The organism is Capnocytophaga sp. oral taxon 338 str. F0234 (assembly GCF_000192225.1).
Classification (GTDB): Bacteria; Bacteroidota; Bacteroidia; order Flavobacteriales; family Flavobacteriaceae; genus Capnocytophaga.
Window position 1 is genome coordinate 503106 of the sequence record NZ_GL872413.1, and the last position, 12299, is coordinate 515404.

The 12299-nt window shown below is 33.5% G+C and carries 12 protein-coding genes and 1 pseudogene; 6 read left to right on the plus strand and 7 right to left on the minus strand.

The genetic code is table 11. From position 1 onward, the window contains the following. Positions 1-2: 2 nt before the first annotated feature. Positions 3-1808 carry a translational GTPase TypA gene (typA, locus tag HMPREF9071_RS02375; RefSeq protein WP_009744950.1) on the minus strand — a complete coding sequence of 602 codons (1806 nt, stop codon included), beginning with the start codon at positions 1806-1808 and terminating at the stop codon, positions 3-5. A 137-nt stretch (positions 1809-1945) separates the two neighbouring features. Here typA and HMPREF9071_RS02380 point away from each other — a divergent pair, with 137 nt between their 5' ends. After that, a complete protein-coding gene (locus HMPREF9071_RS02380) occupies positions 1946-3184 on the plus strand; it encodes a DUF5103 domain-containing protein (RefSeq protein ID WP_009744951.1) in 1239 nt (412 codons plus the stop codon). A 123-nt stretch (positions 3185-3307) separates the two neighbouring features. On the opposite strand, the gene HMPREF9071_RS02385 is transcribed toward HMPREF9071_RS02380, so the two are convergent. The 4 genes from HMPREF9071_RS02385 to HMPREF9071_RS02400 are packed head-to-tail and all read right to left on the minus strand — an operon-like array spanning position 3308 to position 5588. Next, positions 3308-3703: a hypothetical protein gene (locus HMPREF9071_RS02385; RefSeq protein ID WP_009744952.1), complete on the minus strand. Its 396-nt coding sequence runs from the start codon at positions 3701-3703 to the stop codon at positions 3308-3310. A gap of 56 nt (positions 3704-3759) precedes the next feature. Next, positions 3760-4221 carry a hypothetical protein gene (locus HMPREF9071_RS02390; protein WP_009744953.1) on the minus strand — a complete coding sequence of 154 codons (462 nt, stop codon included), beginning with the start codon at positions 4219-4221 and terminating at the stop codon, positions 3760-3762. A gap of 3 nt (positions 4222-4224) precedes the next feature. Further along, entirely contained in the window at positions 4225-4707 is a 483-nt protein-coding gene (locus tag HMPREF9071_RS02395) for a hypothetical protein (protein ID WP_009744954.1), read from the minus strand. Between the two features lie 11 nt (positions 4708-4718). Continuing rightward, positions 4719-5588: a GyrI-like domain-containing protein gene (locus HMPREF9071_RS02400; protein ID WP_009744955.1), complete on the minus strand. Its 870-nt coding sequence runs from the start codon at positions 5586-5588 to the stop codon at positions 4719-4721. 174 nt (positions 5589-5762) lie between these two features. On the opposite strand from HMPREF9071_RS02400, the pseudogene HMPREF9071_RS12460 reads away from it, so the two are divergent. After that, positions 5763-5885: pseudogene (locus tag HMPREF9071_RS12460) on the plus strand (copper resistance protein CopD); the annotation flags it as partial. A 50-nt stretch (positions 5886-5935) separates the two neighbouring features. Here HMPREF9071_RS12460 and HMPREF9071_RS02405 read toward each other — a convergent pair. Then, positions 5936-6232: a hypothetical protein gene (locus HMPREF9071_RS02405; protein ID WP_040357927.1), complete on the minus strand. Its 297-nt coding sequence runs from the start codon at positions 6230-6232 to the stop codon at positions 5936-5938. A gap of 45 nt (positions 6233-6277) precedes the next feature. After that, positions 6278-6718 carry a hypothetical protein gene (locus HMPREF9071_RS02410; RefSeq protein ID WP_009744958.1) on the minus strand — a complete coding sequence of 147 codons (441 nt, stop codon included), beginning with the start codon at positions 6716-6718 and terminating at the stop codon, positions 6278-6280. A gap of 131 nt (positions 6719-6849) precedes the next feature. Between HMPREF9071_RS02410 and HMPREF9071_RS02415 the strand changes: the two genes are divergently transcribed. The 4 genes from HMPREF9071_RS02415 to HMPREF9071_RS02430 all read left to right on the plus strand — a co-directional run. Continuing rightward, the gene (locus HMPREF9071_RS02415; RefSeq protein ID WP_009744959.1) at positions 6850-7422 is read left to right on the plus strand and encodes a Fic family protein; all 573 of its coding nucleotides are present in this window, start codon (positions 6850-6852) and stop codon (positions 7420-7422) included. Positions 7423-7966: 544 nt separating this feature from the next. Then, positions 7967-10405, plus strand: coding sequence for an outer membrane beta-barrel family protein (locus HMPREF9071_RS02420; RefSeq protein WP_009744961.1), 2439 nt, complete (start codon positions 7967-7969; stop codon positions 10403-10405). 352 nt (positions 10406-10757) lie between these two features. Then, positions 10758-11483 carry a hypothetical protein gene (locus HMPREF9071_RS02425; RefSeq protein WP_009744962.1) on the plus strand — a complete coding sequence of 242 codons (726 nt, stop codon included), beginning with the start codon at positions 10758-10760 and terminating at the stop codon, positions 11481-11483. Between the two features lie 28 nt (positions 11484-11511). After that, positions 11512-12299: IS5/IS1182 family transposase (locus HMPREF9071_RS02430; protein ID WP_009744963.1), on the plus strand; the 788-nt coding region annotated here is incomplete at its 3' end.

The following is a 12299-nucleotide window of genomic DNA, read 5'->3' on the forward strand; positions in this document are numbered from 1 at the left end:
TATTATTTGAATTCTCTTTCATGTCGTTTGCGCTCATTCTCATCCAGATAAATCTTTCTAAGGCGCATATTCTTAGGAGTTACCTCCACATATTCATCTTTTTGGATATATTCTAAAGCTTCTTCTAAGGAGAACTTAATAGGAGGGGCGAGTTTTACCTTTTCATCCGTTCCTGCTGCACGTACATTGGTGAGCTTCTTGGTTTTGGTAACATTCACTACGATATCTCCACTACGGGAATTTTCTCCAATTACCTGTCCAGTGTAGATTTCCTCACCTGGAAAGATAAAAAAACGTCCCCTGTCCTGTAGCTTATCCAAAGAATAAGGAATGGCTGTTCCCTGTTCCATGGAGATAAGAGAACCATTAATACGTCCTGCAATTTCTCCTTTGAAAGGTTGAAACTCTAAGAAACGATGGTGTATGATTGCCTCCCCTGCGGTGGCGGTAAGCAATTGATTACGTAAGCCTATGATCCCTCGTGAGGGAATAATAAACTTAATAACCATACGCTCTCCTTTGGGTTCCATACTAATCATCTCTCCCTTACGAAGGGTAACAAAATCTACCGCTTTACCACTTACGTTCTCTGGCAGGTCAATGGTGAGTTCTTCTACAGGTTCACATTTTACTCCATCTATTTCTTTGATGATAACTTGAGGCTGACCTATTTGCAATTCATATCCTTCACGGCGCATGGTTTCAATAAGGACAGAGAGATGTAATACGCCGCGCCCGTATACAATGAACTTATCCGCACTATCGGTGGCTTCCACCCTAAGGGCAAGGTTTTTTTCTAATTCTCGCTCTAAGCGTTCTTTGATATGTCTGGAGGTAATGAACTTACCATCTTTGCCAAAAAAAGGAGAATCATTAATGGTAAAAAGCATGCTCATAGTAGGTTCATCTATAGCAATGGTAGGCAAAGCCTCAGGATTCTCATAATCGGCAATGGTATCTCCAATTTCAAAACCTTCTAAGCCCGCAATAGCACATATATCACCGGCTTGTACCTCCTCTACTTTCTTGCGTCCTAAGCCGTCAAAGGTATGTAGTTCACGTATTTTGGACTTTACAATGGTTCCATCACGCTTCACTAAGGAAATATTCATCCCTGTCTTGAGGGTACCCCGGTGTAGGCGACCAATAGCAATACGTCCGGTAAAGGTGGAATAATCCAAGGAAGTGATAAGCATTTGCAAGCTACCTTGTTCCACAACAGGAGCAGGGATATACTTTACGACCATGTCCAAGAGAGGCTCTATACTCTGAGTAGGTTTACGCCAGTCCTCGGACATCCAATTCTGTTTAGCAGAGCCATATACAGTAGGAAAGTCCAGTTGCCAATCCTCAGCACCAAGTTCAAACATCAGGTCAAATACAGCCTCATGAACTTCTTCTGGGGTACAGTTCTCTTTATCTACTTTGTTAATCACTACAATAGGTTTGAGTTTCATCTCAATGGCTTTTTGTAGGACAAAACGTGTCTGTGGCATAGGTCCCTCAAAAGCGTCCACAAGGAGGAGGACACCATCAGCCATATTCAGTACTCGCTCCACTTCCCCTCCGAAATCAGCGTGTCCTGGGGTATCTATAATATTGATTTTTACTCCCTTATAGTTCACAGAAACATTCTTGGAAAGAATAGTAATTCCGCGTTCGCGCTCTAAGTCATTGTTATCCAAAATGAGTTCGCCTGTTTCCTGATTATCGCGGAAGAGGGCACAATGGTGAAGGATTTTATCTACTAAAGTGGTTTTTCCGTGGTCAACGTGTGCAATAATAGCTATGTTTCTAATAGCAGTCATATCATTATTTTTAGGGCGCAAAATTACGACAAAAAGTGAAAAACGAAAAATGAAAAGTAAAAAAATATGAATACTTTTTCTCCCTTAACGATTAACTCTCAACTTTTTTGTATCTTTGCCTCAGCAAATCTTTGTTTATGATGAAGACGATTTCCATATTCCTTTTTCTATGCTTCTTCTCGGTGTTTTCTCAAGAGAAAGCAGCTCCTGATTATATTAAGACTATAGAGTTTCGTCCTGCAGAGGATAGTCAAATGCAGTTTCCTATAGTAACATTGGGTACTCCCTTCACCCTTTCTTTTGATGACCTACATGGGGATGAAGCGGATTATTATTATACTATTACTCATTGTAATTACAATTGGCAGCCTTCGGGATTGCTTAAAAGTGAATATCTCAAAGGGTTGGACGATGTTCGCATTACCGATTATAAAAATTCCTATGGTACCCTACAGCCCTATACGCATTATAGGCTTACTTTGCCTAATCAGGATACAGAGTTCCTTATCACAGGGAATTATCTTCTGACAATTACCGATAGTGCACAGAACCCTATTTTTACTCGTCGCTTTATCCTATATAGTTCCACTGCGGTAGTACAGCTCTCTGTACAACAAAGCCGTGAGGTAAAGCATGCTGAAACAAAGCAGAGTGTCCAATTCAAGATCACTTCCAAAGAACTCCAATTTCAATCTCCTAATACCAGTGTGAAAGTAGCTGTTTTGCAAAATTATCGTTGGGATACGGCAAAGAAGAACCTTAAACCTCAATTTGTATTAGGAAATGACTTGGTATATAAGTATGATAGAGAAACTTCCTTTGAGGGAGGAAATGAATATCTTTATTTTGAGACCCGAGATCTACGTTCTCCAACTTCTGGAGTATATACTTCCCGTCGTGAAGGAGAAAGATATGTATGCCAACTCTTTACGCAGACCCCACGAGAGGGACTTCCATATACCTATAACCCTGATATTGATGGGAATTTTCGTATCGTAAGTGACCAAGGTCAAAATGCGACCATCGAAGGAGAATATGCCTTAGTTCAGTTCAGTCTTGCTCCTAAAGGAATCCAACCTAATGACCAACTCTATGTGTATGGGCTCTTCTCCGATAATGCACTGATACCTGCCTATGAGCTCCATTATAATGAGAAGCAAAAGGTATATATGGGAGAGGTATACCTAAAACAAGGATTCTATAATTATAAGTTTGCCCTAAAGCGCAATGGTAAAACTGATTATAATACTATTGGCGGAAACCATTATCAAACAGAGAACACCTTTACTGTACTGGTATATTACCGCTCAGTGGGCGACTTATATGACCGTGTGATAGGGATGGGAAATCTTGAGAGTACTAAGGTAACACGATAATTAGGAGAAAGTCAAAAAGAGACCTCTTTTTATGATTCTTTGTACTTTTGTACTTGTAGCATAAGGGAAAAGCAGTAGCAATATTATAGTGATTGTTAAAATGTACCTCAGGAATAAGTTTATTTACTGTTTGGTGTAGCTTCCTTCAACACGACCATTATGAGTTACTTTTATTTTGTTCTCTCCTTCTTTTTCGAATACAAAAATCTGCTTATAGGAACCAATTGTATAGTTAACCTTATAAGTATTATTTGTTTTCTGGTCTTTTATATCAGTTACCGGCAGTTTCTTTTCCTTAAAACAGTTGGTATTACCTAAGGTTATTTGGCAAAAGTCATCGGTTTTGAAGGCATAACCGAACTTCTTGTCATTGGTTGTCCAAGAGCCTTGAATCCACTTGGGAGGCAAGAATTTCCCCGTAGAAGCACCCCCTCCTCCATTACCATTGTTGTCGTCGCTTTTGCCGCAAGCCATTACAGTTAGCATAGTAAGGGCAGCTAATAGAAATGCTTTTTTCATCGTTTGTTGCTTTTAAATGTTAATAATTGCGACAAATGTACTATTATTTTTTTAGATTACAAAGTTTTTAACTGTTTTTCTTTCATATAAATTGCTACTTCTTCAGTTGAAAGTCGGCGTAACTGTTCTGGGGAACAATCTTTATAGTGTGGTGTTGTAAACAAAGGTTGTAAGCTACAGTGTTTTTGCTTATTTTGCTGCAAATAATCATTTAGAGCTTCTACAGAAGGAAAGATTTTATATTGTTTTCTGCCTTTAGTATCTTCTATTTCGTAAATACCGCAAGCTTGTTCCCATATTACTTCAGCAGCACGCAAATATAAGATAGCAATAGCAAGAGTTTTAAAAGGAAAAAGCGCACGGAACTTCCCTTTATCATCTACATCAGCACAGATACATCTGCCACAAGTGCAGCAGATGTATTGGCGGTGATGTAACAAACACTCTTCGGGACGTAGTAATGGAGTGATGCGCTTATCTGCAGCATAACACTCCGGACAAATATGAGCGGTTTGCATAGTTTAAGGGGTCATTTGTAACAAACTATTAATCTCTTCGGCATGTGTACGACAGTAGTACATCACAAAAGCAATATAAGGCACAAAAAGAGCAATACTCCACAGTAAGCCCTGTGCAAACGCTTTGTAATCACTAATGCGATAGAGGACATAGCCCGTCCAAATTAGGTTGAGTGTCATTGTAATATGTGACATTTGAGCAAAGATATTAGCACCACTCCACGTGAAGGTGAAGAGTCCCATTGTACCAAAGTAGTACATTGGCAGGAAGGCGAGCGGTAGCCAAACAGTCTTTTTCGTCAGCCAAAAGGCGATAAAGCAAGCTAAATACACCAAGCTACTGGGTGAACAAGCGTTGTAAGCTAACCATTGCACAAAGGTTACTTTCAGAGTAAAAAAGAAGTACCCACTCCCTGAAAGCGTAAGTAATAATAAGACAGTCGCTAAAGCGATCCCTGTGATTTTTTCGGTTTTTGTAAGATTCATAATGTTAGAAATTAGGAAATTACACGTGCAGTTTGCACTGGGATATATATCTCAGTTTTCAGTTTTTCTTCAGGGGTACGACGACAGTCGTTGAGGTATTTCTCGAACATAGGCTCATCGCGCACTTCGTATTCACTATCTACCACCCAGTGCATAGCAGCATCGTAGACGGCTGAGAGTTGACTGTAACTCCCTTGATAGAAAAAGACCGCATATTTGCCTCCTGATAAGGTTTTGCAACTTACCTCCCCCGATGGTTTAGCCAGTTTGTGGATAGCCAAACACACATCGGTGCGTTGCAGATTCCCCTTTGTGATTTTAGGGTCGTCGTACGAAACACATATCGACTCAATGCCTTTGGTAAAGAGCTTTTGCGATTTCACAACACCCCACAACTGCTCGTAAGCTTTATTGTAATCAAGGGTACCGTATTCCCCTGTAAGGGCTACATAAATAAGATTTTTGGGCTCAAGCTCTACTATTTTTGGAGCTTTGAGTACTACTTCTGGATTGTTCATTTCTTTTTTCATAATATATATATCTCTGTTTGTTCTATACTGAGAAGGAGTAATGCCATATTGATTTTTAAACGCTTTGGAAAGAGAGGTAGGCGTTTCATACCCTATATTAAAAGCTATCTCTTCTACCGAAAGTGCCGAATAGCGCAATAGTTGAGCAGCCGTTTCTATGCGTAAGCGAGCAATAAAGGCAATGGGTGATTCTCCCTTAAGTGCTTTGAAAATGCGACAAAAGTGAAAATCAGATAAGTTAGCCACATTGGCAAGCGTTTTTACCTCTATAGGAGTATCGAGATGGCTATTGATGTATTCTGCCACTTTGTTGATGCGCTGGGTGTAATCATTATGGGTAATAGTTTTCATACAGATTTATTTTGAATTTCCATGGCAAAGATACGGCAGTTTTCCAAAGAAGCCTTTTCCTATCTTGCTAATTTCTCCTTATGGTTGCTACACTCCCTCTCCTTATGAGTAGTCTCCGAATATTTGTAGGAGAGTATGTGATTGAGGGAGGATTCTCTTGCTTTCGCCTCATGAGTATTGCCTAAATTGTGCAAAGGTCAGCTCAATAAGTTACCCGAAATGGTGGTGCATATTATCTGTGTAACCCTCATAGGGGTAGTACTGGGTAGCTTAGTAAGAATAGGAGGAATACAATAATATTAGAGGGCTAACAAAGATTTCTCCGTTAACCCTCTTTTCTTTAAGATTTATTGGTCTGCATACCATTCCCAATCATTTAACCACACGTGCCACCCTTTTTTTTGGGCTATACGAATAATCTCACTATTCACTTGGTTATGCTCCCTTTCTAATTTGGGTTGATTCAAATAGAAGTTCCCTTCTTTTATTTTAGGAAGCCCCTGTGAAACTTTAAGAAGTTCTGCTTCTGAAAAATTATTCACAGCTATTCTTATATCCGTCAGATAACGAGGATTGTTTATCTTCAAACTTTCCAACTGGTTGAACTCTGCTTTTAATCCTCTTAAGTCTTCGTTTTGACTCACATCTAAGGTTTTTAGCAGATTCCAATTACAACCCAATTGTCGAAGTCATTTGTTATGGGTTACATCCAGCTCTTTAAGTTGCATATTTGTGCCATAACAAATAAAATTCTCCACTTCACCATAAAAGGTAATAATAGGCGATTTTACAGTATAGGTATCTCTTTCTTTACTTACATCTTCACTTTCATCGTCCCATTTACCATTGTTATTAAGGTCTACCCATACATCGCGTAAAAGTATATCCGATCTGCTTGCAATTACTTCAAATCGTATTTTAGTACCTATAGGTACACCTGTAAGCATTGTCATATAGGGCTTACTTTCATCAACTATTGGCTTTACTTCCCAATTTTCGAGATGCGCAGGAGTTCTAATAGCTGTTGCTGAGTCATCGTTTTTTGAGCAAGCCACGGCTCCTATCAAAATACTCGTTGCCAGAACGACACTAAATATCAGTTTCTTTATGTTTATAAAAATCTGGTTCATTAGTTATATTTTTTTAAGTTAAACACTTCTATTTCTTCGGATAAGTAAACTTATGGGCTCTATCCTCTCCTTCTTTTGTATATCTAATATTCCACGGAATTACATCAACACGCAGGTATGGAGATGCCAAGATGTTAAAAAATCTCTATAATACTTTTATTTCTGAAACGGAATACATAAAGAAAGAAAACGGAAAAGTAATTATTGATGAAAAATTACTCTTTCGATTACATTCCTATCTTACAGATGATTTGGTAGAAAACAGAGAACGAGGGGTTATAAGAACACGCCCTGTAAGGATTACAGGGACAGAATATACTCCCCCGAAAGACCTCATTGAAATACAAAAAAGAATATCGGAGATAATGGAGCTTCAAGAGAGACTTACCAACCCGTTTGAAAAGGCTCTTTTTTTACATTGTAATATTGCCAAATTACAACCTTTTATTGATGGGAATAAACGAACTTCTCGAATGGTAGAAAGTATTGTATTGATGAATGAAAATATAGTGCCTATTTTTTCTATCAGTGAAGATGATTTTGAAAAATACAAAACAGGACTTTTGCATTTTTATGAAACAGGAGATTATTCAAAATATGCAGACTATTTTTTGGAACGAAAATTAAATTATTTACAGAATTTCACACAGGAAGATTTGAAAGAAGAATTTCAAAAATCCACAGGAAGGAAACAGAAATTTTAATAAAAAATGTACTTATGTTGTGGCTGATAAACAGGATAAAAAAGTAATTGAATGATTTTTTTGTATATTTATTCTATATCCAAAAGAATACGGTTTTTTCGTCAAGTTCTTTTTTAGCATCTTCTATAATTCTACGAATAAAATCTCTACTTCTTTATTTGTTTTATATTTATTTTCAATCATAAGCATAATTTTTAAATAACAGCCGTAATATTACGATTATAAAACCTCTTTATTTGTTACTATTAATAAAATATTAACAAAATCTAAATTTTTTCTAACGATCAAGCAATTTTTTAAATTTAAAGAAGAGGTTTTTTTGAAAAAAATCAAATGAAAGAAAAAATACTGAAAAAAAGTTAGATAAGAACAATAGAATAGTAAAATATTTAAATAAATTAACCATTTTTAACTATAAAAAAATAATAGGTAAAGATTTTTTTATAAAAAAAATCTTTACCTTTGTCAAGAAAATAATGTATAGTGATATATTATTATATTTTGTATAGTAAAGACTTATTTTAAAATAATAAAACTTTGTGTTATGAATAAAATAAATAGTAAAATTACAATTACAAAAAGTAAAAAGGTAAGATATATTTTGTCATTATTGTTGGTGTTTTTATTTAATAACCAAGCCTTTTCACAATTTAAGATTAAAGGAAAAATTCTTGATGAAAGAAATAATCCTATAGAATTTTTAGAAATTCAATTAAAAAATAAAGATTCTATAATATCTACAAGTGAGCTGACCAATGAAGAAGGAGAATACTTGCTAAATAGTAGGGAAGGAGAATATACATTATTGGTTAGACAGATGGGAGATATCTATTATAAACAAAAAATAGATGTATTCAAGGATACGCAGATGGAAACCATAAATATTTCATTAAGAGCAAAAGAACTTGAAGAATTTGTTATGGTTTCAAGTTCAAAGAAAAAATTAATTGAAAGAAAAGTAGATAGAATTGTTTTTAATGTAGATCAAAGCATTGTTTCTCAGGGTGTTGATGCGATTGAAGTTTTACAAAGAACTCCAAAAGTGGATATAAGTAAGGGCGCTATTCAATTAATAGGTAAAAGCAATTTAGGAGTAATGATTAATGGAAAACTTTTAAATTTATCTAGTGCAGAAATAGAATCGTACTTAAAAACAATTCGTTCAGAAAATATATCAAAAATAGAAGTTATTACAACTCCTCCAGCAAAGTATGATGCACAAGGCAATAGTGGTCTGATTAATATTATCTTAAAGAAAAATCTGAAAGAAGGCTGGAAAGGCGATTTATCGGCTACCTATATACAAAGAACCTACGGAGGATTTGTTCCAGCCACATCAATATCTTATAATTCAGAAAAATTAAGTTTATCTTTTAGTTTATTAGCGGATACAGAAGCCAGAAAAAATACATCAAGCACCAATATAGATTTTAACACTAATTATAGAAGAGCCATTGAAAGTAAAAAAGAATCTTCAAAGAATTTAGCAACAGGGATTAATCTAAATTATTCAATCAATGAAAATAATGATATAGGAGTTATTTATAATTCGAATTTTTGGGATGCTAAACAAAACGGTCAATATGAAAATAAATTTTTCACAACATCTGCAAATATTTTAGATTCCATTCAAAGAACTCCTTCTTACAATAAAAACAGATATGATTATCATTCTGTATCATCATATTATGATTTAAAAATAGACTCTTTTGGAAAAAAAATGAGTGTTAATTTTAATCTACTCACAAAGAAAAATAAAAATAACAGAGATTTTTCAACTTCAAATTATATAGGTTATTACAATAGCTTAAACTCTTATAATTCAGCCATTAATAATAGTTTATCCAAATTTAATGTTTATTCATTAAATATTGATTTTATGTTGCCCTATAAATTTGCAAATATGGAAACAGGTTCTAAAGTTACATTCATTGAAAATAATAGTGAGATATACTTTTTTAACAATACATTAGGTAATGCCCTTTTAGATGTTACAAAAAGCAATGAATTTAACTATAAAGAAAGAATAATGGCTTTCTATGTTTCTGCAAATAAAGAAATTAGCGAAAAATGGACAGCGCAATTTGGAATAAGATTTGAGAGTACAGAAACCAAAGGAAATTCAATTACACTAAACACAAAACAAAAGAATAATTTCAATAATTTATTTCCATCGGCTTATTTGACCTATGATCCGAATGAAAATAATTCCTTTTCAATTGGGTATTCAAAAAGAATTGAAAGACCAACTTTCTCAGAAGTAAATCCTTTTAGAATGTATTCAGATTTTTATTCATATGAAGCGGGAAATCCAGATTTATTACCAATGCTAACGGATAATATTGAGTTTTCTTACATTTTCAAAAATAATTTGTCTTTAACATTATATGGATCCAAATTAAATCAAGGAAGAGATTATTTGACTATTACTAACAATAATGATAATTCTGTTATTTCAACACCACAGAATTATTATAATCAAGAAACTTTAGGATTAGATATTAGTCATACTTGGGAGCCTTTAAAGTGGTTCAATAGCTATAATAATTTTAGTGTATATTATAATAATTCAAAATCTTATATTCAAAACATAACTATTCCTGAGTTTGATGGTTATGGATCATATTTTTCTTCAAAAAATACATTTACGTTAAATACAAATAAAACAACATATTTATTACTAAATTTCTTTCAAAGTTTTCCAAATACAGAAGGATTTCTTAAATCTTATAATAGAGCAAGTTTTGATTTAGGTCTTAAGTTTATGCAATTTAATAAAAATTTGCAAATCAGCATAATAGCTTACGATTTGTTTGCTCAAAATAGAAATAAAGGAACAGAAACATACCCCAACTACAAATATTCAACAAAAATATATAATGATATGAGAAATATCACATTATCTTTAATATATAAATTTGGCAATAACAATATAAAAACAAATAATAAAAAAATAGAAAACCCAGAAGATCAAAGATTATAAAAAATGAGAATCATTCAGATATTTTGCAACTCATAAAAAAGCAAAACATAAGGAATAGACAACAGCCGAGATAAAAAGAGAAGTATAATGTATTAACGTGTAAACAGATTGTCTTATGAAATTATCAAAATTCAAAAAAGACCAAGTTTCTGTATCTTCACTAAAAAGCATCAAAGGTGCAAATGCAGATGTTATGACTCCTTATTAATGAAGGAACAAGCCATACACTGAGACATTCTACATCTTGTACAGGTAGTGATCATGATGCAGGCAGACACGATAGTGATTAGTTGCTATTAATTAAAGAGAGGGTTTCTACCCTCTCTTATTTGATAACTTCAAAATTAAATATATGATTATAATTTTTACAATAAAATACGATATTTCAACATCAAATGTGATACAATGGTTAAGATATTTTAATCAAGAAGTAATCCGTATTAATGGAGATGATGACATTTTTAAATTAGAGTTAATTAAAGATGAAGAAATCTTATTTAGAAATACGATAACAAATAAAATCTATAATCTTTTAGAAGCTAAAAGTTGTTGGTGGAGAAGAAATGGAATTAGTAGAAGTACATTTACTAATCATCAAAAAGAAAATTTAATTTACAACAATCACAATTTATCTTCTTTTATAAAGGGAGAAGGAAATATTTTAATTGAAGAAACAGAACACCTCAAAGAATATATATATTTAAAAGTGTATGAAAGATGTAAAATAAACATAGGAAAGCCTCTATTTAACCTAAACAAACTAATTGTGCTGGATATTGCAAAAGAGAATGGTTTGAAAGTTCCTAAATATAAAATCATTACTAATACAAAACAGTTAGACAATTTTGAGTCCATTAGTAAAGCTATTTCAAATGGAATTTATAAAATAATATACAACCATAGTTATTATTCTTATACGGAAAAACTAAATTTGAGAAAATTAAAAACCAAATCAGTTGATGTTTATCCATCTATTCAGATGGAATTAATTGAAAAAAAATTAGAAATACGTTCTTTTTTTATTGAGGGTAATTTTTTTTCAATGAAGCTGTTTAAACTTTTTCCTATAATAAAATAAAAGTTCCCGAAAATTAGTAATTTTGTGTTTGCAAAAAAAAGAACACCAAAATTCAGGAACTTTGGGCAAAGATACAATAAATAATTGGATTATTCCCTTTTTAAGTGTAGGAAAAAGAGGATTTAAAAGTAGTTTTGATTTAGCTTCAATATTTTTATTGATTCTCAAAAGGTTAAAAACAGGGGTGCAATGGAGAGAACTTCCAATTGAGAGCTATTTTGAAAAAGGAGAAATTTCTTGGCAAAATGTCTATTACTACTTCAATAAATGGAGTAAAGACGGTAGTTTTCAGCGAGTATGGTTAAATCTATTAAGCAAGAAGAAAAGAAAATTAGATATGTCTTGCGTTCAATTGGATGGTAGTCATACACGTTGTCGCCAAAAAGGAGAATCTGCAGGTTATCAAGCAAGAAAAAAAGCCGTAACCACAAATAGTATTTTTTTGTGTGATAATAAAGGGCAAATGATAGCAAAGGGAAGTCCTAAAGCTGGAAATCACAATGACTTATATGAAATAGAAGAAGTACTAAAAGAAATCTTAGCTTTATTAGAAGAAGCAGGAATAGAGTACAAAGGTCTGTTTCTCAATGCTGATGCAGGATTTGATAGTAAGTCTCTTAGAGATTTTTTAGAAAGCAAAGAAATTATAGCAAATATTAAACCTAATCCCCGAAATGGAGAGCAACCAGATGTTTATTTTGATGAAGAATTGTACAAAAATAGGTTTAAAATTGAACAAGCAAATGGTTGGCTTGACGGATATAAAGGTTTGATAATGAGATATGAGTATCTTGATGTAACTTGGATTGGAATGCT

Bases quoted from the DNA above. Each gene is read 5' to 3' on its own strand.
- HMPREF9071_RS02415 (WP_009744959.1), top strand. From the start codon at position 6,850: ATGTTAAAAAATCTCTATAATACTTTTATTTCTGAAACGGAATACATA.
- HMPREF9071_RS02390 (WP_009744953.1), bottom strand. From the start codon at position 4,221: ATGCAAACCGCTCATATTTGTCCGGAGTGTTATGCTGCAGATAAGCGC.
- HMPREF9071_RS02420 (WP_009744961.1), top strand. From the start codon at position 7,967: ATGAATAAAATAAATAGTAAAATTACAATTACAAAAAGTAAAAAGGTA.
- typA (WP_009744950.1), bottom strand. From the start codon at position 1,808: ATGACTGCTATTAGAAACATAGCTATTATTGCACACGTTGACCACGGA.
- HMPREF9071_RS02400 (WP_009744955.1), bottom strand. From the start codon at position 5,588: ATGAAAACTATTACCCATAATGATTACACCCAGCGCATCAACAAAGTG.
- HMPREF9071_RS02410 (WP_009744958.1), bottom strand. From the start codon at position 6,718: ATGAACCAGATTTTTATAAACATAAAGAAACTGATATTTAGTGTCGTT.
- HMPREF9071_RS02380 (WP_009744951.1), top strand. From the start codon at position 1,946: ATGATGAAGACGATTTCCATATTCCTTTTTCTATGCTTCTTCTCGGTG.
- HMPREF9071_RS02385 (WP_009744952.1), bottom strand. From the start codon at position 3,703: ATGAAAAAAGCATTTCTATTAGCTGCCCTTACTATGCTAACTGTAATG.
- HMPREF9071_RS02395 (WP_009744954.1), bottom strand. From the start codon at position 4,707: ATGAATCTTACAAAAACCGAAAAAATCACAGGGATCGCTTTAGCGACT.
- HMPREF9071_RS02425 (WP_009744962.1), top strand. From the start codon at position 10,758: ATGATTATAATTTTTACAATAAAATACGATATTTCAACATCAAATGTG.